At 71.6% G+C, this 18,963-nt stretch carries 17 protein-coding genes; 5 read left to right on the forward strand and 12 right to left on the reverse strand.

Going from position 1 to position 18,963, the window contains the following annotated elements; all coding sequences use genetic code 11:
• The first annotated feature begins 41 nt into the window (after window positions 1–41).
• A complete protein-coding gene (locus A3862_RS09080) occupies window positions 42–1,799 on the forward strand; it encodes a carbamoyltransferase family protein (protein ID WP_043759739.1) in 1,758 nt (585 codons plus the stop codon).
• 54 nt (window positions 1,800–1,853) lie between these two features.
• On the opposite strand, the gene A3862_RS09085 is transcribed toward A3862_RS09080, so the two are convergent.
• The 5 genes from A3862_RS09085 to A3862_RS09105 all read right to left on the reverse strand — a co-directional run bounded on the left by A3862_RS09085 (window position 1,854) and on the right by A3862_RS09105 (window position 6,077).
• The gene (locus A3862_RS09085) at window positions 1,854–2,204 is read right to left on the reverse strand and encodes a hypothetical protein (protein ID WP_170867474.1); all 351 of its coding nucleotides are present in this window, start codon (window positions 2,202–2,204) and stop codon (window positions 1,854–1,856) included.
• Between the two features lie 151 nt (window positions 2,205–2,355).
• Window positions 2,356–2,829 carry an SRPBCC family protein gene (locus A3862_RS09090; RefSeq protein ID WP_043379349.1) on the reverse strand — a complete coding sequence of 158 codons (474 nt, stop codon included), beginning with the start codon at window positions 2,827–2,829 and terminating at the stop codon, window positions 2,356–2,358.
• 172 nt (window positions 2,830–3,001) lie between these two features.
• On the reverse strand, window positions 3,002–3,679 hold the full coding sequence (locus A3862_RS09095) for a haloacid dehalogenase type II (protein ID WP_075381084.1): 678 nt from the start codon (window positions 3,677–3,679) through the stop codon (window positions 3,002–3,004).
• A 71-nt stretch (window positions 3,680–3,750) separates the two neighbouring features.
• Window positions 3,751–5,277 carry a murein biosynthesis integral membrane protein MurJ gene (murJ, locus tag A3862_RS09100; RefSeq protein ID WP_043759736.1) on the reverse strand — a complete coding sequence of 509 codons (1,527 nt, stop codon included), beginning with the start codon at window positions 5,275–5,277 and terminating at the stop codon, window positions 3,751–3,753.
• A gap of 200 nt (window positions 5,278–5,477) precedes the next feature.
• Window positions 5,478–6,077, reverse strand: coding sequence for a superoxide dismutase (locus A3862_RS09105; protein WP_043351079.1), 600 nt, complete (start codon window positions 6,075–6,077; stop codon window positions 5,478–5,480).
• 301 nt (window positions 6,078–6,378) lie between these two features.
• Here A3862_RS09105 and A3862_RS09110 point away from each other — a divergent pair, with 301 nt between their 5' ends.
• A complete protein-coding gene (locus tag A3862_RS09110) occupies window positions 6,379–7,251 on the forward strand; it encodes a hypothetical protein (protein WP_043759734.1) in 873 nt (290 codons plus the stop codon).
• A 130-nt stretch (window positions 7,252–7,381) separates the two neighbouring features.
• On the opposite strand, the gene A3862_RS09115 is transcribed toward A3862_RS09110, so the two are convergent.
• The 4 genes from A3862_RS09115 to A3862_RS09130 form a co-directional block, all read right to left on the reverse strand.
• Window positions 7,382–9,097, reverse strand: a complete 1,716-nt coding sequence (locus tag A3862_RS09115; RefSeq protein WP_043759732.1) for a sensor histidine kinase — start codon at window positions 9,095–9,097, stop codon at window positions 7,382–7,384.
• A gap of 169 nt (window positions 9,098–9,266) precedes the next feature.
• On the reverse strand, window positions 9,267–10,001 hold the full coding sequence (gene trmB, locus A3862_RS09120) for a tRNA (guanine(46)-N(7))-methyltransferase TrmB (protein ID WP_043759730.1): 735 nt from the start codon (window positions 9,999–10,001) through the stop codon (window positions 9,267–9,269).
• A gap of 345 nt (window positions 10,002–10,346) precedes the next feature.
• Window positions 10,347–11,525 carry a methionine adenosyltransferase gene (metK, locus tag A3862_RS09125; RefSeq protein WP_043379362.1) on the reverse strand — a complete coding sequence of 393 codons (1,179 nt, stop codon included), beginning with the start codon at window positions 11,523–11,525 and terminating at the stop codon, window positions 10,347–10,349.
• A gap of 170 nt (window positions 11,526–11,695) precedes the next feature.
• On the reverse strand, window positions 11,696–12,103 hold the full coding sequence (locus A3862_RS09130; RefSeq protein WP_043346443.1) for a helix-turn-helix domain-containing protein: 408 nt from the start codon (window positions 12,101–12,103) through the stop codon (window positions 11,696–11,698).
• Window positions 12,104–12,671: 568 nt separating this feature from the next.
• Here A3862_RS09130 and A3862_RS09135 point away from each other — a divergent pair.
• The 3 genes from A3862_RS09135 (at window position 12,672) to A3862_RS09145 (ending at window position 15,797) form a co-directional block, all read left to right on the forward strand.
• Window positions 12,672–13,553 (forward strand): thermonuclease family protein, encoded by an 882-nt coding sequence (locus A3862_RS09135; protein WP_052083700.1) that lies wholly within the window; start codon window positions 12,672–12,674, stop codon window positions 13,551–13,553.
• Window positions 13,554–13,558: 5 nt separating this feature from the next.
• The gene (locus A3862_RS09140) at window positions 13,559–15,043 is read left to right on the forward strand and encodes a M48 family metalloprotease (protein WP_043759728.1); all 1,485 of its coding nucleotides are present in this window, start codon (window positions 13,559–13,561) and stop codon (window positions 15,041–15,043) included.
• A 73-nt stretch (window positions 15,044–15,116) separates the two neighbouring features.
• Window positions 15,117–15,797 (forward strand): glutathione S-transferase family protein, encoded by a 681-nt coding sequence (locus A3862_RS09145; RefSeq protein ID WP_043346447.1) that lies wholly within the window; start codon window positions 15,117–15,119, stop codon window positions 15,795–15,797.
• Between the two features lie 31 nt (window positions 15,798–15,828).
• On the opposite strand, the gene A3862_RS31480 is transcribed toward A3862_RS09145, so the two are convergent.
• The 3 genes from A3862_RS31480 to A3862_RS09155 all read right to left on the reverse strand — a co-directional run bounded on the left by A3862_RS31480 (window position 15,829) and on the right by A3862_RS09155 (window position 18,963).
• Entirely contained in the window at window positions 15,829–15,984 is a 156-nt protein-coding gene (locus tag A3862_RS31480) for a hypothetical protein (protein WP_164706359.1), read from the reverse strand.
• A gap of 85 nt (window positions 15,985–16,069) precedes the next feature.
• Window positions 16,070–16,507: an EamA family transporter gene (locus tag A3862_RS09150; RefSeq protein WP_043346438.1), complete on the reverse strand. Its 438-nt coding sequence runs from the start codon at window positions 16,505–16,507 to the stop codon at window positions 16,070–16,072.
• Between the two features lie 188 nt (window positions 16,508–16,695).
• Window positions 16,696–18,963, reverse strand: coding sequence for a xanthine dehydrogenase family protein molybdopterin-binding subunit (locus A3862_RS09155; protein WP_111473530.1), 2,268 nt, complete (start codon window positions 18,961–18,963; stop codon window positions 16,696–16,698).

Below are 18,963 nucleotides of genomic sequence, written 5' to 3' on the forward strand. Positions count from 1 at the left end.
CGGGATCCGCTGCGCGGAAAAATGCGCTACCCCGCGTCGGCATGCGCTTCTATCTCGGCCTCGCCACCACCTTCCACGACCCGGCCCTCGCCCTGGTCGGGCCCGACGGCACCCTGCTCTTCGCCGAGGCGGCGGAGCGGGTCCTGCAGTACAAGCGCGCGCCGAACTGCGAGCCGGACGCCCCGGCCGTGATGGCGTCGCTGCTGAGGGACCACGTCCCGCCGGGCTCCGAACTCGTCGTCGCCTCCAGCTGGGGCCCGCAATTCACCGACTTCCTGCGTGGTCAGGCGGGCACCGGCGCCTTCGACCTCATGGCGCTGTCCGCCCACACCACGGCGCTCAATCGCTCCTTCGTGCCCGAGCAGGCCGAGCGGGTGTTCATCGCCGACCTCCACGGCGCGCAGGAGCGGGCCGGCCACGGCACCCTGCTGGCCCTGAACCAGGAAGCCCGGATCACCGGCGCGGCGCCCCGGGCGACCATCGCCGGGCAGCGGCGCTACCCGCACCACCTCTGCCACGCCGCCTACGGCCTCTGGGGCAGCCCCTTCGACACGGCCACGGCCCTGGTGGTCGACGGCATGGGCGAGACCGGCGCGGCGGCGATCCACCGCCTGGAGGGCGGCCGGATCACGGAGCTGCGCCGCCATCGCGGGCGCGGCTCGCTGGGGTTCCTGTACGGGCTGATCACGGATCTCGCCGGCTTCGACCAGGTGAAGGGCGAGGAGTGGAAGATCATGGGGCTCGCCCCCTACGGGCGGTCCGATCCGGATCTCGCCGCGCTGCTCGGCCGGCTCTGCACGGTCGAGGGCCACCGCCTGCGCTATGCCGACGCGGAGACGATCCGCTCCGTGGCCGCGGAGATCCGCGCCCGCCGCCCCGCGGACGCCCTGGAGACCGGCTGGGCCGATCTCGCCCGCTGCGGCCAGGATCTTTTCGGCACCCTCATGGACGCGCTGGTGGCCGAAGCCTACGCCCTGGCGCCCGCCGAGAACCTCGTGATCGCCGGCGGCTGCGGGCTGAACTCCTCCTACAACGGCCGGGTGCTCGGCCGCTCCGGCTTCACCCGGCTGCACGTGCCCTCCGCCCCGGCGGATGACGGCAACGCCGTGGGCGCCGCGTGGCTCGCCTACGCGGAGGACCATCCGGACTGGGCAGGGCCGCCGCACGCGCAGCGCCCGCTGACCCCCTATCTCGGCTCGCGGGTCTCCACCGGCCCGATGGAGCGGCTCGCCGAGCAGGAGCCCCGCGCCAAGCGCGTCGGCCACGCGGAGGCGACGCGCGCGGCGGCGCGGATCCTCGCCGAGGGCGGCCTCGTCGGCTGGGTGCAGGGCCGGGCGGAGTTCGGGCCCCGGGCGCTCGGCAACCGGTCGATCCTGGCCGATCCGCGGCCGGAGGGCGCCAAGGACGCCCTCAATGCCAAGGTGAAGTACCGGGAGGCGTTCCGGCCGTTCGCGCCGTCGATCCTGGCCGAGGCCGGGCCGGACTGGTTCGAGGATTACGCCGACAGCCCCTACATGGAGCGCACCCTGGTCTGGCGGGAGGCGGTCCGGGCCCGGGTTCCGGCCGTGGTCCACGCGGACGGGACCGGCCGGCTCCAGAGCGTCACGGCGGCGCGGAACCCGGCCTACGCGGCCCTGATCGGCGCCTTCGCGGCGATCACCGGCGTGCCGATCCTGCTCAACACGAGCTTCAACGTGATGGGCAAGCCGATCCTCCACGGCGCGGAGGACGCGATCCTGATGTTCTACACCACCGGCCTCGACGCCCTCGTGGTCGAGGATTGGCTGGTGGTGAAATGAAAAGCGCCGCGCCCCCGGGGGACGCGGCGCCGGTCGCGCGACCGCGCGGATGCCTTACTCGCAGACCTCGACGCGGCGGTAGGTGAACTCGCCGTCGCCGAGCCATTCCTTGCGGCGCTCGTAGTGGCAGATCGGGCCGCGGCGCTCGCGCACCACGATGGTCTCGGGCTCCTCGACCACGACGCGGCGCGGGCGGTACTCCGGCGGGGGCGGCGGGGGCGGCGGGTTCGCGCCGTTGACGAGGGCGCTGCCGACCATGCCGCCGACGACGCCGGCCGCGAGGCCGCCGACGATGGCACCGGTCTGGTCGCGGGCGGTGGCCGGGGCGACCGCCCCGAGCACCAGGGTCGCCGCGAGGGCTGCGGCCCCAGCGCGAATCATCGTGAAGGAACCGTTCAAGGACACGCGAAAGATCTCCCGTTCGTGTTGAGGACGATCCAACACCGGGAGGATTAAGAATCCCCGAAGTGGGCCAATTGAATTGTGTGCCGGATATGGCATCGGCCCGTCCGAAGTTCCTGGGCGGAGGCGCGCAGGGCCCGCCTCCGCCGGCCGGCTACTTCGCCTTGTCGGCGATGCCCTTCAGGCCGGCCTCATAGACGCCCGCGATGGCCTCTTCCGCTTTCGCGTCGGGAGCGCCCTTGGCCTTGAACGTCCCTTTCCAGGTCACCTTGGAACCGCTGCCGGCCTTCGCGACCATGATCGTGGAATGATAGTCCGTGACGGGCAGCGGACCTTCCAGGATGGTGTAGGTGTAGTCCATCTTGGTGTCGTTGCGGGATTCCTCCTCCTCGACGATCGTCCCGCCACCCTTCAGGCTGAGCGTCCGGACCGCCTTGCCGCCCTTCTTCGACAGGGCGCATTTCTCGATCACCGGATGCCAGTCGCCGATCCCGCAGAACCCGCCGATCGTCTTCCACACGGCTTCGGGCGACGCGGCCACATCCACCGACTTGGTGACGTCCAGGGCCCAGGCCGGCCCCGCCGCCCCGAGGCAGATCGCGGCGGCCGCCAACAACATACGCTTCATCAGTCGCTTCCTCCCGCTCGACGCTCGATTTCCCGGCGTCCGAGTCAGGCCCAAACCAAGAGCGACACGCCCACGTTGCAAGGTCGACTTTAGTCCAAGACGCGGCCGAAAAATTCCGCCCCGGCCGCGCTGCGGGCCATCCGGTGCACCGCGTCCCCCGCGGGCTCGGATGTCAAAGCAGACCGTCGAGGGCCCCGATCACGACCGTCGGCGCCGAATCCATGTACTCGTCGGGCAGGCCCTTGCGGTTGACCCAGGCGGTCCGGAACCCGAAGACCCCGGCCCCCGCCACGTCCCAGCGGTTCGACGAGCAGAACAGCACGTCGCCCTGCCCCACCGCCAGCCGGGTCAGGGCGATCCGGTAGGCGTCGGGATGGGTCTTGAACACCTGCGCGTCGTCCACCGAGAGAACCGCGTCGAGGTGATCGGCCAGCCCCGCCGAGGCCACCGCCCGGTCGACCATGGCGGCGTTGCCGTTGGTGAGCACCGCCGTGCGGATCCCGCGCTTGCGCAGGGCCGCCAGCACGCCCGGCACCTCCGGATAGGCATCGAGGTCGCGGTAGGCGTCGAGGAGCCGCTCGCGCAGGCCGGGATCGACCTGCGGGTGGACCGCCAGGGCGTAGTCGAGGGCCCGCACGGTGAGGTCCCAGAAGGCCGCGTACTGGCCCATCAGCGACAGGGTCCAGCTGTATTCGAGCTGCTTGTTGCGCCAGACCTCGGAGAGGTGGGCGGCGTCCGGCCCCACCGCCTCGGCGTAGCGCTGGACCGCGGCGTTCACGTCGAACAGTGTGCCGTAGGCGTCGAACACCGCGGCCTTCACGCCCGCGAGGGGTCCTGATGCGTCGGTCATGGTGTTCCTCACTCGGTGCTCTCGCCCGATCTGGGGCCGGACCCGCGCTGCGGCGAGCCCGGCCGGGTCACTCAGGCCCGGCGCAGGCGCAGGCCGAACAGGTGCAGCAGGCCGGCCAGCAGGCCGCCATAGACCAGCGCTCCCACGAGCCCCAGCACCGCCAGGACGACGAGGTCGCGCCCGTGCGGGAGGGCCGGCACCAGCGCCTGGACGAGTCCCTGGCCGTAGACGGCGACCGCCGCCAGCCCGAGGCAGGCCAGGGCCACCCCGGCGACGGTGAGGCCGAGCGTGCGCCCCGGCGCCGTCCAGTTCCGGCGCTTGGCCAGGACGAGCAGCAGCAGCAGGTTCACCCATTGGCTGACCGCGGTGGCGAGCGCCAGCCCGGTGACGCCGTAGGGGCCGGTCAGCCAAAGCTTCAGGACCACGTTGACGCCGATCGCCGTGAGGGAGGCCCAGAGCGGCGTCTTGGTGTCCTGGCGGGCGTAGAAGCTCGCCACGGCGCTGCGCACCAGCACCACCGCCGGCAGCGCCAGCCCGTAGGCCGCCAGCACCGAGGCCGCCCGGGCCGCATCCTCGGCGCTGAAGGCGCCGCGCTGGAACAGGGCCGCCATGATCAGGCCCGGGATGGTCAGGAAGGCCACGGTGAACGGCGCCGACAGGGCCAGGGAGAAACCCGCGGCCCGGTTCTGCGCCGCGTGGGCCCCGGCCACGTCGCCGGCCGCGATCCGGCGGCTCATCTCCGGCAGCAGGACGGTGCCGGCCGCGATGGCGATGACGCCGAAGGGCAGCTGGTAGAGCCGGTCGGCGTAGTAGAGCGCCGAGACCGCCCCGGTGGGCAGCCAGCTCGCGATGATCGTGTCGGCGAAGGCCGCGATCTGGAAGCCGGCCGAGCCGACCACCGCCGGGCCGAGCACCGTGAAGAAGCGCTTCAGCGCCGGATCGAGGCGCGGCACCGCGAGGTCCGGCATCACCCGGACGCGGCGGCAGCCCCACCAGAGCAGGCCGAACTGGAGCACGCCGGAGACGGCGACGCCCCAGGCGGCGGCGTAGGCGGCGTTCGGGAACAGGAAGCTCACACTCAAGGCCGCCAGCATGGCGAGGTTGAGCAGGACCGGGGCGCCCGCCGCCACCGCGAAGTGCCGGTGGGCGTTCAGGATGCCCGATAGCAGCGTCACCAGCGTCATGAACAGCAGGTACGGGAAGGTGATGCGGGTCAGCGCCACGGCGAGCTGGAAGCGCTCGCCGTCCTCGGCAAAGCCCGGCGCCAGGGCGTGGACCACCCAGGGCATGGCCGGCAGGGCGAGATTGAGCAGCACGAGCTGCACGATCAGCATCAGGGTGAAGACGCGGTCGGCGAAGCGGTGCGCCGCCCCGGGCTCGCCGGCCTCCGCGAGCCCGGCATAGGCCGGCACGAAGGCGGTGTTGAACGCGCCCTCGCCGAAGATCGCGCGGAAGTGGTTCGGGAGCCGGAAGGCGACCACGAAGGCGTCGGCCATGGGCCCGGCGCCCATTACGGCGGCCATCACCACGTCGCGGGCGAAGCCGGTGACGCGGGAGACCAGCGTCCAGCCGCCGACGGACAGGATGGAGCGGATCATCGGGCAGGGCGCTCGCTCACCCCCTCCCCCCGCAGCGGGGGCGGGCGGGAGCACGGTCGAAGCGTCGCGCGTGTCGATCGAAAGGAAATGGCCGGCCCCTTCTGCACCGGGTCATCCGGCCTCGGGCGCATCAAGAGCCGGTTTCGTGCGCCACCTCAAGGGTGCCGCGGACACAGGGTCCGCGGCACCGGCGATGCGCCTCAGCGGGTCGCCTCGGCGTACATCTTCTCCACGTGCTCCCAGTTCACGAGGTTCTCGATGAACGCCTTCAGGTAGTCGGGCCGGCGGTTGCGGTAGTCGATGTAGTAGGAGTGCTCCCACACATCGACGCCGAGGATCGGCTTGGCGCCGTGGACCAGCGGGTTCTCGCCGTTCGGGGTCTTCATGATCGCGAGCTTGCCGTCCTTGACGGCGAGCCACGCCCAGCCCGAGCCGAACTGGCCGACGCCCGCCTGGATGAAGTCCGCCTTGAACTTCTCGGCGCCGCCGAGATCCTCGTCGATCTTCTTGGCGATCGCGCCGGGGATCGCGCCGCCGCCATTCGGCTTCATCCACTGCCAGAAATGGATGTGGTTGTAGTGCTGGCCGGCGTTGTTGAAGAGCGGCTGATTCGTGTTGTAGGCGGCCTTGACGATCTCCTCGACGCTCTTGCCCTGGAGATCCGTGCCCTCAAGCAGCTTGTTGCCCGTGTCGACATAGGCCTTGTGGTGCTTGTCGTGGTGGAACTCGAGGGTTTCCTTCGACATGTACGGCCCCAGCGCGTCGTAGGCGTAGGGCAGTTCCGGCAGGGTGAAGGTCATCGCGTCTTTCTCCGCTTAGCAGGGGGCGGCCTCGTCCCCGGCGGGGGGTCCCGAGTCGAGAGCCCGCTAGGTAAGTCGGCGACCGCGGGACGGCAACGCCGTTCGGCCGCAGCGCGGGACGTTCCGTCGATCCCGAAGCCGCGGCGGCGGATCGGTCCGCGCGGCGGATTGCCGGGTGAGATCCGGACTATTCCGCTTTCCCGGACAATCTCAGCCCCGAGTTTTGCAATATGATCGGTAGGCCTTACTGTGCGACCGCCTTGAGTGCCGGCCGTCAGCCGGCCCGTGTCTAGAGAGTATCATGATCGCTGCGCTGTTCGCGCTCGCCGCCGCCATGATCATCGGGGGCTGCGCCGCCGTGATCCAGGGCTTCCCGTACGTGCGTCTGGAGAGCGGGCTCGCGATGGTGATCGCGGGGTCAGTGGCGGCCTCGTCGGGTGCGGTCCTCCTCGGCCTCGGCGTGGTGGCCCTCGGTTTCCGACGGGTCGAACGGGCGATCGGGCGGAATCCGATGGCCGGCCCGCGGGAGGCCACCGCGGGCGCCGCACCGACGATGTCCCCCGACGAGGGCCGGATCCGGCTGCCGCCGGTCCTGCCGGCGGCGCCCGCCTTCATCGTGCCCTCGGTGGTGGAGCCGGCCTTCGACCCCGAGCGCCCCCGGATCGAGCCGAACCTGGAACTTCGGGCCGACGAGGCCCGCGCGCCCGTCGCGGGCCCCTCTTTGGCCGAGTTGGAGAGACCCGTTCCGGCCGAGCCGCCGCCGCTGCATGTGGCGCCTCCCGTCCACGTGGCGGAGCCGATCCGCGCACCCGCGCCGGAAGCCCCGAAGGCCGAAGCCGCGATCGCGCCCGACGACGACCTGTTCGCCGCCCCCGAGCCGCCTCCGGAATCCCGGTCGGAGGAGCCCCATAAGGAACCGCAGGAAGGACCGCAGGAGGAGACACCCGCCCTGCGCCCGAGCCTCGACACTCCCCCCGAGCCCGAGCCGGCTCCGAAGCCCGCCACGCGCACCGTGGTGGGGCGCTACGCCTCGGGCGGCAACACCTACGTGATGTTCGAGGACGGCTCGATCGAGGCGGAGACGCCGCAGGGCCGCTTCACCTTCGGGTCGCTCGACGAGCTGAAGGCCTTCGTGGATGGCGGCGGCGAGGCCGGGACCCGCGGCGCGGCCTGACCCCCGCGTCCGCGCGCGCGCAGCGCAGCGACCCAGGGCCGCGCGCCGTCTGCGGGCGCGGTGCGCTGCTCGATGGCCCCGTCCCCCGCAAGGACGGTGACCTGTCCGAGCCGGCGGCGGGGACGCGGCCTCACACCAGCGGGTTGAGGTTGTCGTTGCGCGGCGGGATCGGCGCCCGCATCGTCAGGGCGAAACCGCCGGGGGCGTAGTCGGTCGTTACCTCGGCCTGGACCTGGGTGATCAGGACGCGTTGCAGCAGGCGCGACCCGAAACCCTGACGGCTCGGCGGCGAGACGGGGGGACCGCCCGTCTCACGCCAGGAGAACCGCAGGATCCCGGCCGGTCCGCCGGGCTCCAGCGACCATTCCACCGCCACCCGCCCGGTGCGGTTCGAGAGCGCCCCGTACTTCGCGGCGTTGGTGGTCAGTTCGTGGATCGCCATGCCGATCGGGACCGCGATCTCGGAGGGCAGGTCGATCGCCGGCCCGTCGAGGCTGATGCGGCCCTCGGCGCCGCCGTCCGGCGCCACCTCCGCGTAGGGCTTCAGCTCGTTGCGCAGGAGGTTGGCCAGGGACGCCATCTGCCACGTGTCCTCGGTGAGGACCGAGTGCGTATGCGCCAGGGATTTGATGCGCCCGACGAACGCCTCGTAGAAGCTCTCGATGCTCGACGCCGTCCGCGCCGTGGAGCCGACGATGGCCTGGACGGTGGCCAGCGTGTTCTTCACCCGGTGATGCAGTTCCCGGATCAGCAGGCTCTGGCGCTCCTCCGCGACCCGGCGGTCGGTGACGTCCGCGACGACGCCGATCAGGCGGCGCGGCAGGCGGCCGGGGGCGTCGCGCTCGAACCGCCCGGCCATGTCGATCGTGCGCCACACGCCGTCGGACTTGCGCCGGATCCGGCCGCTGATGTGGAGATCGCCGTCCTCCCGCAGCGCCTTGGAGATCGCCCGGCGGACCGCGGGACGGTCTTCGGGATGGAGGATGTCGTTGAGGAACTCGGTCTTGCCGATCGTCCCATCCTCGGGCGTGTGCCCGAAGATCTCGTACATGTGCTCGTTCTCCCAGATCGCCTGGTCCTCGAGCATGTGCCACTCGAAGATCCCGAGCTTGGCGACCGTGGTCGCGACCCGCAGGCGCTGGTCGCGGGACAGGATCTCGTCCCGGGCCTCGACCCGTGTGGTGATGTCCTGGATGACGCCGACCATACTGGCCGGTCTGCCGTCCGGGCCCGGCACGGCCTGCCCCCGCACCCGCAGGATCACGGAGCGCCCCGCCACCGTCGTGGCCGTGTCGAACTGATAGGGCTCGTCGGTTCCGGCCGCGTCGTCGATGAGCGCGCTCAGGCGGGTGAGTTCCGCCTGCGACAGGCCGGTCTTGAGCGCCTCCCACGAGACGGAGCGACCCGGCGGCCGGCCGAGGATCCGGGCGGCGCGGCGCGACAGGGTGAGAAGGCCCGTCGCCCGGTCCCAGCGCCATTCCCCGAGCCCGGCGGCCGCCAGCGCCTCCCGGTTCGCCTCGGAATGGGCGGCCGCATCCACGTCGACCGCCTCGACGACCAGGGTCAGGCCTGCGCGCCGGACCCGCACGTCGAGGGAGGTGCCGTCCGAGCGGCGCCAGAACTGGAGGCCGTCCCGGAGCCCCTCCGGTCCCTCGGTCAGGAGATCGGTGGCCGGCCGCCCGGGCAGGGTGCCCTGCGGCCAGCCGAGGAGATCGTGCAGCGCCCGATTGGCGGCAGCGATCGTCGCCTCGTCCGCCGACAGCACGACGAGGCCGATCGCGGCGTCGTCGAAGCCGGTGCGGGACGGGTCCGCCGCCGCCGGGTCCTGCCCCACCCTCTCATTCACTCGGAAGAATCCTCGAACGTGCCGTGGCACGCTCCCGCCGGAGATGAACCCCGCCCCGCGATCCGCAACCGCGGCGGGACTTCAGGATGGCGATCGAGCGTGACTGTGGCAAGGCGTTCCGCTCCGCCTGCGGCGACCGGGCGCCCGGGCGGCGCGATCGAGGCCGGTCTCAGCGCGGATGCCGGGCGAATTCCAGGTAGGTGGGCCGCCGCCCAGCGTCCAGCGCCTTGGCCTCGTAGCGCGTGCCGGGCCAACCCGGGAAGGGCTGCGTCCAGTCCTGCGCACCCCGTGCCGTCCAGGTGAGGTCCGGGCAGCGCGCGGCCCGGACCAGCGTCCAGCCGGCGTAGTCGTCGATGTCGCTGGCGAAGCGGAACAGGCCGCCATCCTTCAGCACCCGGCCGATCTCGGCGAGCGAGGCATCGGAGACGAAGCGGCGCTTGCGCTGCCGGCGCTTGGGCCAGGGATCGGGATAGAGCAGGTAGACCCGATCGAGGCAGGCATCCGGCAGGCGCGCCAGGAGGGCGGTCACGTCCGCGTCGCGGATGCGGACGTTGCGCAGACCCTGCGCCTCGATCGCCGCCAGCAGCTTGACCACACCGTTCACGAAGGGCTCGGCGCCGATGATGCCGACGGTCGGCTGCGCGGCCGCCTGAGCGGCGAGGTGCTCGCCGCCGCCGAAGCCGATCTCCAGCCAGAGCGCCTCGGGCGGCGCCGCCATCGCGGGAAACAGCGTCCGCGGATCGAGGGGCCGGTCGTCCGGCGGCAGGTCGATGCGCAGGGCCGGCAGAAGCTCGGCGAGCCGGCGCTCCTGCTGGCCGCGCAGGCGCTTGCCCTTGCGCCGGCCGAAGAAGGCGCGCTCCAGCTCCTCGGCCGGCGGTGCGGCGCGTCCAGACGTGTCAGACATGGTCACGGTGCGCCGTCGAAGGGCTTGCGCATCTCAGCGGGGTTGCTCGGCGGCGTGGGACCTTCGTCCCGTGCCGGTGTCTCGCGCCGTCGGTCCGGGGGCCGCGGGCAAGCCCGGATCCGGGATCGCCGTCCCGACGCGGATCCGGATCCGCCGGCGCGTCTGGATGCGGGCTCCGCGGGGCGGCCCCGGATGACGGAGCGGTTGCCGGCCCGAGCCGGCCACCGGTCGGACCCAGGCATGGGGGCGCCGATCGCGGTGGGTGTGCGTCCGGCGCAGGCCCCGGACGACACCGGAACCGGCGCTGCCCCGAACCCGCTCCGCGGGTCCGGGGCGATTCCGTCCTCAGGCGAGGGCGGACTTCAGCTTGCCGGCGAGGTCGGTGCGCTCCCAGGAGAAGCCGCCATCGGCCTCCGGGGCGCGGCCGAAATGGCCGTAGGCCGAGGTGCGCGCGTAGATCGGCTTGTTGAGGCCGAGCGCCGTGCGGATGCCGCGGGGCGACAGGTCCATGGCGTCCATCAGCACGGCTTCGAGCTTGGCCTCGTCCACGTTCCCGGTGCCGTGCAGGTCCACGTAGATCGAGAGCGGCTTCGAGACGCCGATCGCGTAGGCGAGCTGGATCGTGGCGCGGCTGGCGAGGCCCGCGGCCACCACGTTCTTGGCGAGGTAGCGCGCCGCGTAGGCCGCCGAGCGGTCGACCTTCGTCGGATCCTTGCCGGAGAACGCGCCGCCGCCATGCGGGGCCGCGCCGCCGTAGGTGTCGACGATGATCTTGCGGCCGGTGAGGCCGGCATCGCCGTCCGGACCGCCGATCACGAACTTGCCGGTCGGGTTCACGTGCCAGGCCGTGCCCTCGTTGACCCAGCCCTGCGGCAGGGCCTTGAGGATGTAGGGCTCGACGATGGCGCGCACGTCCGCGGAATCGAGGGACTCGTCGAGGTGCTGCGTCGACAGCACGATCTGCGTGACCTCGACCGGGCGGCCGTTCTCATAGCGGACCGTGACCTGGCTCTTGGCGTCGGGCCCGAGCTTGGCGGCGTCGCCCTGCTTCGCCTTGCGGGCGTCGGCGAGGTCCTTGAGGATCTTGTGGGCGTAGAAGATCGGCGCCGGCATCAGCTCGGGGGTCTCGTCGGCGGCGTAGCCGAACATGATGCCCTGGTCGCCCGCGCCCTCGTCCTTGTTGCCGGCGGCGTCCACGCCCTGGGCGATGTCGGCCGACTGGGCGTGGAGGTAGATGGCGACGTCGTTGTTCTTCCAGTGGAAGCCCGACTGCTCGTAGCCGATATCCTTCACGGCCTCGCGGGTCAGGGCCTCGAGGTCCTTGAAGGTGACCGAATCGGGCCCGCGCACCTCGCCGGCGATGACGATGCGGTTGGTGGTGGCGAGGGTCTCGACGCCGAGCCGTGCCTCCGGCATCGCCGCGAGATAGGCGTCGACGACGGTGTCGGAGATTCTGTCGCAGACCTTGTCGGGGTGCCCCTCGGACACGGACTCGCTGGTGAACAGATAGTTTGAGCGCGGCATCAGACGGCCTCGGTTCAGAGGTACGCCGTCGCGATCGCGGCGTTAGACCCTTCATGGGGCGGGCGTTCTCGCACCCGAGCAGTGGACGGTCAAGATGGAGGAACGAACGGATCCGCTATAACGGACGAAACGACCGAAAGAACGGCCGCCCCGGGGATCCCGCCGCGGCCTCAACCGCCGATCTTGCTCTCCAGGGCGCGGATGGCGTCGGCCACGTCGCGGCGCGCTTCCTCGGAGAAGTTTTCGGTGATGTGACGGCCCACGATTTCGGCCAGCCCCTTCAGGCCGCCATCCGACAGGGCCGATTGCTCGCGCTCGCCGAAGCCCGGCGCGACGAAGTCATCGTTCCGGGGCATGCCTTTAAAGAAGTAATCCATCGGCACGCCGGTCATCCGCGAGAAGATATCGAGATGGACGGCGCTGATCCGGTTGGTGCCCTTCTCATACTTCTGGAGCTGGGCAGCAGACATACCGAAGCTCTGCGCGACGCGGCGCTGTGTGAGCGACGCCTTCCGGCGCTGCTCGGCGATGCGTTGCCCGACATAGACGTCGCGCTGATCGGTCTTCTGGCCCGCCATGAAGTGCTCGTCCACCCCCGCCATGAATCCTGGCAGCAAAGCTTAGCGCGGCCCTCGGTACTTGTCACCGGCAGGCGGTCACCGTGGCGGACGATTTGCGCGCGGCTCCGCGGCCGGAGAGAATTGCAAGACGCGAAAACTTGGCGTCCCCGGCAGGGCTCGAACCTGCGACCCCAGGTTTCATACCACTTCGGCTTTCGCCGCCGCGTCCCGAAGGCTCGCGTTCGTGGCCTGGACTATCCCTTCACCGTGGACTGGATCGCCTCCAGCCGTTAGGTGCCGCCCGTCTAGTCTCTACACCTTCCCGCCGGGGCACCGTCGGGCTTGGCTCGGGATCGGCAGAGCATCGGACGCCTGAGCGCCGATGCCGGAAGCTTTCCCCGACTTTGAGCGGATCCGCCGCGTGGTTTCCCGACGCGACGCCCAATTGAACCTGCTTAGGAAACCTGTGCTCTGTCCAGCTGAGCTACGGAGACAACCGCGTGCTCCATAGCATTCTCCCCGTCCGAGGCCAACCGCGCCCGGTGGAAAGGCGGACGGCCGGGGCTCGCGGCCTCGGGGGTGTTCCATGGGCGGGATCACGGGCTGGGAGAGACAGCGGAGCGCGGCAGCGGCGCGGGTGGTGCGCGCAGCGGTGCGCGCGGTCGTGCTCACGGCCTCCCTCGCCGCGACGCCGGGCGTCCTTCCGGTCCGGGCCGCCCCGCGGACCAGCCTGTCCGAATGCATCGCGGGGCCGGCGCGCGTCGAGGTCATCGCGGGGATCGGTCCCCGGGGGGAGATCCGCCTCGCGTCGGGCGTCCGGGCGGTGCCGGACTCGCTGCGGTGGCCGGACGCGCCGGAGGCCGCATCCGCGGCCCAGGCCTGGCTGGAGGCCCGTCTGGGCGCCAGGGTCACGATGATTCCGCGCGGGCAGCCCGACCGCTGGGATCGGGTGCGGGCCGATCTCCTGATCGCGGAGGGTGAGGAGGATCTGGCGGGCGGCCTCATCGGGGCGGGCCTCGCCGTCGCGGACGCGAACGAGGCCGATTCGCTCTGCCGCCCCGCCCTGCGCCTCGTGGAGGCGGCGGCTCGCGCACGCAGGCTCGGCCTCTGGCGCGCGCCGCTTCCAGGGGCGCAGGACGGCCCGGCGCTCCGGGCGAAGGCGGGGCATTTCGTCGTCGTGGAGGGGCGCATCCGCCATATCGGCGAGCGGGGCGCGCGCACCTATCTCGATTTCGCGGCCCGGGGCACGGACGGGCTCACGGTGACGGTATCGAAACGCACTTGGCGAATGATGCGCGCCCGTGGTTTGAGTGCGGCCTCGCTCGAAGACCGGCGCGTGCGGGTGCGCGGCCTCCTCGAGGTCCGGCGCGGCCCGACCTTGGAGGCCGCCGTCGACGGGATCGAGGTTCTGGACGAGGCGGACCGGCCGGAGGCCGGTCCGGACGGGGAACGGGAATTGCGGCGCTGATCGCGATGGGCGGGATCACGGGTCACATCATCGGGGCGTGCGTCCACGGGGCGGGACGCCGCCCGCGCGGTGCGGCGGCGCTCGGCGGGCTCGCCCTGCTGCTCGGCGCCTGCGTCGCCGACCAGACCGAGGCGACCGTGCGGCCGGCCGTGGTCCGGGTGCCCGCGGAGGCGCCGCGCACGACGGGCCGCGAGCGCGCCGCGGACGCCGACCACCTCAAGCTCGTGGCCTCCTTCGGGGGCGAGGCGCGGGCGCCCAACGTGATGCGGCTGCTCACGGAGGTGACGGACCGCCTCGTGCGGGCCAGCGACCGGCCCGATCAGAGCTACACGGTGACGCTCCTCGATTCGCCGGTGGTCAACGCCTTCGCGCTGCCGAACGGGCGGCTCTACGTGACCCGCGGCCTCGTGGCCCTGGCGAGCGACACCTCCGAGGTGGCCGCCGTCCTGGCGCACGAGATGGCCCACGTGACCCTCAACCACGCCACGGCCCGCAGCGAGCTGGAGCTGCGCTCGGCGCTCGTCAGCCGGGTCGTGGCCGACGTGCTGAACGATCCCGATACCGGCGCGCAGCTCCAGCACCAGTCCCGCTTCGCCCTGGCCCGGTTCTCCCGCGAGCAGGAGCTGGAGGCGGACGCCACCGGCGTGCGCACCCTCGCCAAGGCCGGCTACGATCCGTTCGCGGCCGGGCGCTTCCTCACCGCCCTCAGCCGCTCGACCGGGCTGAAGGCCGGCAGCGCCAACGCGCCCGACATGCTGGCGACCCATCCGGGCACGGCCGAGCGCATCACCCAGGTCACCCGGGCGGCCCGCCGCATCGGCGCGCCGGGCATCGGCACCGACGACCGCGCCACCTACCTCGCGGCGGTGGACGGCCTCGCCTACGGCGACAATCCGCGCGACGGCGCGGTGCGCGGGCACCGCTTCATCCATCCCGGCCTCGGTATCGCCTTCGAGGTGCCGGAGGGCTTCACCCTGGAGAACACCCGCTCGGCGGTGCTCGGGACGACCCAGGACGGCAGCCGGCGCCTGCTGTTCGACCAGATCGAGGCCAAGGAGGGCCAGCCCCTCGATGCGGTGCTCAAGGCGAGCTGGAACGACGCCTTCGACCCGGCCGGCTTCGAGACCCGGGAGGTCGGCGGCCACCCGGCGGCCTTCGCGCTGTCGCGGGGGAAGGAGTGGACCTTCCGCCTCGCGGCGATCCGGATCGGCGATTCGACCTACCGGATGATCATGGCCGCCAAGGGCACCGCCGATCCCGACCCGGCCTTCCGCCGCTGGACCTCGACCCTCGTCGCCGTGTCGCCGGACGAGGCGGTCCTGCGTCCCCTGCGGCTGCAGGTGGTCCAGGCGATGTCGGCCAATGCCGAGGATCTCGCCCGCCGCATGGCGGTGCCCGACCGGGCGCTCGACCGGTTCCTCGTCCTCAACGGCCTGGAGCGCGGCGCCGCGCTGGTGCCGGGTCGCGGCTACAAGATCATCGTGGAATAGCCGCCCTGCGCGGCGGCGGCTTGTGCGTTCGCCCGGCCCGGACATCCTGCCGGGGTCGTTCAGGGAGAGCGCCGTGATTCGATTCTTCTACAATCTCAGCCCCAACCCCATGAAGGTCGCCCTCTGCCTCGAGGAGATGGGGCTGCCCTACGAGCCGGTGCCGGTCGATACCCGCAAGGGCGAGCAGTTCGATCCCGCCTACACGGCGGTCAACCCGAACGGGAAGGTGCCGGCGATCGTCGACGGCGACGTGACCGTGTTCGATTCGAACGCGATCCTGATGTATCTGGCGGGCAAGACCGGCCGGTTCCTGCCGGAGGGCGAGCCGGTCCGCGGCGAGATGCTGTCGTGGCTGATGTTCGTGGCCACCGGCATCGGGCCGTTCTCCGGCCAGTGCGTGCATTTCCGCCACTTCGCGCAGGACGGGGGCGCCTACGCCACCGAACGCTACACCTTCGAGGCGCGCCGGCACTGGGGCATCCTCGACCAGCGCCTCGCCGACCGCACCTACGTGCTGGGCGACACCTACACGATCGTCGACATGGCGGTCTGGGGCTGGGCCCGGATGGTGCCGTTCATCCTCGGCGAAGGCGCCTTCGGGGACCTGCCCAACGTCAAGCGCCACCTCGATGCGCTCAACGCGCGGCCGGCCGCGCAGGCCGCCGAGGCGCTGAAGGGCCGCCACGCCTTCAAGGCCGAGATGGACGACGAGGCCCGGAGCTTCATGTTCCGCGCCGTGAACAGCGCCGCCTGACGCTCCGCCGGATCCGACCGCTCCCTTCGCCTCAGGGCGCGGGAGCGGTCACCGTGAGCATCGGCAGGGTGACGGAGAGCGTGCCGGGCGGTGTCCGCTCGGTACCAAGCGTCAAACAGGCGGCGAGGCCGAGACACAGGGCGAGACCGATCAGCGAGGTCTCGAAGCCACGATAGACCCAATCCATGACGGTCCCCGTTCGCGAGGGACCGTCAGGATGCGCTCCACCGGTTAACGGATCTGTGCGCCGGCACGCATCCGCTGACCAGCGCTTACCAGCCGGATGCGACGAGGGCGGCCCCGGCGGCGATCAGGCCGACGCCCATCCAGGCGGCGAGGCTGAGGGTTTCGCCGAGCAGGGTGGCGCCGAGGATCGCCACCAGCACGACGCTGAGCTTGTCGATCGGCGCGACCCGGGCGGCGTCCCCCAGCGACAGGGCCCGGAAGTAGCAGAGCCAGGACGCCCCGGTGGCGAGCCCCGACAGGGTGAGGAAGACGAGGCTGCGGCCGGAGATCTGCGCGAGGCCGCCGGCCTGCCCGGAGCCGACGACGATCGCCCCGGCAAAGACCAGGATCACGGCGGTCCGCACGAAGGTCGCGACATCCGACTGGACGCCCGAGACCCCGACCTTGGCGAGGATCGCGGTGAGTGCCGCGAAGCCGGCGGCGGCGAGCGCCCAGAAGCGCCAGGAGTGCAGCAGGTGGCTCACGGAGCTCTCACGCCGTTTCGGTTCCGGGCGCTCGGCGTCTTCGCGCGCGGAGCGACAGGCGGAGTGCCACGCCGACCGAGCGCGCCCCCCCAGATCGCATCACGGCGCTCGCGATGCGGATGCGCCCATGGACGTTGACGTGGACGTGACCGCCGCGCCCGGGGCGCGGCGGCGCTCGGATCTCGGCTTCAGAGCAGCTTGTCGATCGTGATCGGCAGGTCGCGCACCCGCTTGCCGGTGGCGTGGAACACCGCGTTGGTGATCGCCGCCGCGGTGCCGACGATCCCGATCTCGCCGAGCCCCTTCACGCCGAGCGGGTTCGCCTTGTCCTCCTCCTCCACGAAGATCACGTCGATGTCGTAGATGTCGGCGTTCACCGGCACATGATACTCGCCGAGATTGTGGTTCATGAACCGGCCGATCCGGTGGTCGAGCATCGACTCCTCCTCCAGGGCCGAGCCGATCCCCATGACGACGCCGCCGAGGATCTGGCTGCGCGCGGTCTTCGGGTTCAACACCTTGCCGGCCGCGATCGCCGAGACGACGCGGGTCACCCGGACCTGACCCAGCTCCTCGTCGACCTTCACCTCCACGAAGATCGCCGAGTGGGTGTAGGCCTCGTATTTCTGATTGAAGTCCTTGTCGGGCCCGGCCTGTTCCACCGCCTCGACCTTGTCGATGCCGGCCGCCTGCATCACCTCGACCAGGGAGACGCTGCGGCCCGGATCGCCGGCAACCGAGATCCGGCCGTCCGCGAAGACGGCCCGGTCGAAGTCGACATTGGCGAGCGGCGAGTTCTCGAGCCCGCGGGCGAGCTTGAACACCTGTTCGCCGACATTGCGGCAGGCCTTCATCACGGCGGTGCCCGAGGAGGCCGCCGTCCAGGAGCCGCCGGCGACCGGCGCCTCCGGCAGGCGGGTGTCGCCGAGCTTGGTCGTCACCGCGTCCATCGGCAGGCCGAGGGTGTCGGCGGCGATCTGCGTCAGAATCGTGTAGGTGCCGGTGCCGATATCGCCGGTGGAATTGCCCACCGTCAGGCGGCCGTCCGGCGTCAGGGTCGCGATGGCGCTCGACTGCATCATCATCGATTCCCAGATGCCGGTGGCCACGCCCCAGCCGACGAGCTCCCGCCCCTCGCGCATGGAGCGGGGCTCGGGATTGCGCTTCGCCCAGCCGAAGCGCTCGGCGCCCTGCCGGAAGCAGCTCTTCAGCTCCTTCGAGCCGAAGGGCTTGCCCTGGGCGGTGGCGTCGGATTCGGCGTAGTTCTTCAGCCGCAGGGCGATCGGGTCCTGGCCGGTCGCATAGGCGAGCTCGTCCATGGCGGTCTCGAGGGCGAAGACCCCGGTCACGGCACCGGGGGCGCGCATGTCGCCCGGGGTGGCGGTGTCGAGCTTGGCGATGCGGTAGGTTAGGGCCACGTTCTCGCAGCGGTAGAGAACCCCCGACCAGTTGACGATCACCTCTTGGTAATCCTCGAAGGTGGAGGTGCCCTGGACGGCGTCGTGCCGCAGCGTCGTCAGCGTGCCGTCCGGCTCGGCGCCGAGCGCGACGGTCTGGAGCGCCTCGCCCCGGTAGGTGAAGGACCACATCTGGTCGCGGGTCAGGGTGACCCGGACCGAGCGCTTCAGCTCCTGGGCGGCCAGCATCGCCAGGAACGCCTGGTATTGGGGGCGCAGCCCGGAGCCGAAGCCGCCGCCGAGATAGGGGTTGAGCACCCGGACCTGATCGGGCTTCAGGCCGAACACGTTGACGAGGTACTGGTGGCTGTTCGAGACGCCCTGGATCTTGTCGTAGACCGTGTAGGTCCCGTCCTGCTCCACCACCACCGTGGTGGCGTGCGGCTCCATCGGGTTGTGGTGCTCGTTGGCCATGCTGTAGCCGCCCTGCACGCGGATCGGCGCGCTGCCGAACGCCTGGTCGGCGTCGCCCCACGGAGCCGGCGGCGGCTTGATGCCCTCGCGCTTGGTGGGCGGATCGTAGGCGTCGCCGCGCACGGCCTTGAGGTCGGTGACGGGCTCCTGCATCGCGTAGCTGACGCGGACGAGGGACGCGGCGTAGCGCGCGGTCTCGAAATCTTCCGCCACCACCAGGGCGACCGGCTGGCCGCTGAACACGATCAGGTCGTCGTAGAGGGCGCGGAAGGGCGAGCCGGGGGGCGCCACCGCGTCCTGGAAGTTCTTGTCCCGCCACGCGGTGCGCGGCCGGTTCGCGTGGGTAATGACCTTGAGGACGCCCGGGACCGCCTCGGCCTCGGCGGACTCGATGGCGGTGATCCGGCCTTTGGCGATGGAGCTGGACACCACATAGCCGTAGGCGAGGCCGGGCGCGGCGAACTCGCCCGCGTACTTGGCGAGGCCGGTGACCTTGGCGGGCCCGTCGATGCGGCTGCGCGGGCTGCCGACGAAGGTGTCGCGGCCGGTGGAGCTGAAGGTCTGGGGGTTCGAGGTCTGGGTCAT

This window comes from Methylobacterium sp. XJLW (assembly GCF_003254375.1).
Taxonomy (GTDB): domain Bacteria; phylum Pseudomonadota; class Alphaproteobacteria; order Rhizobiales; family Beijerinckiaceae; genus Methylobacterium; species Methylobacterium fujisawaense.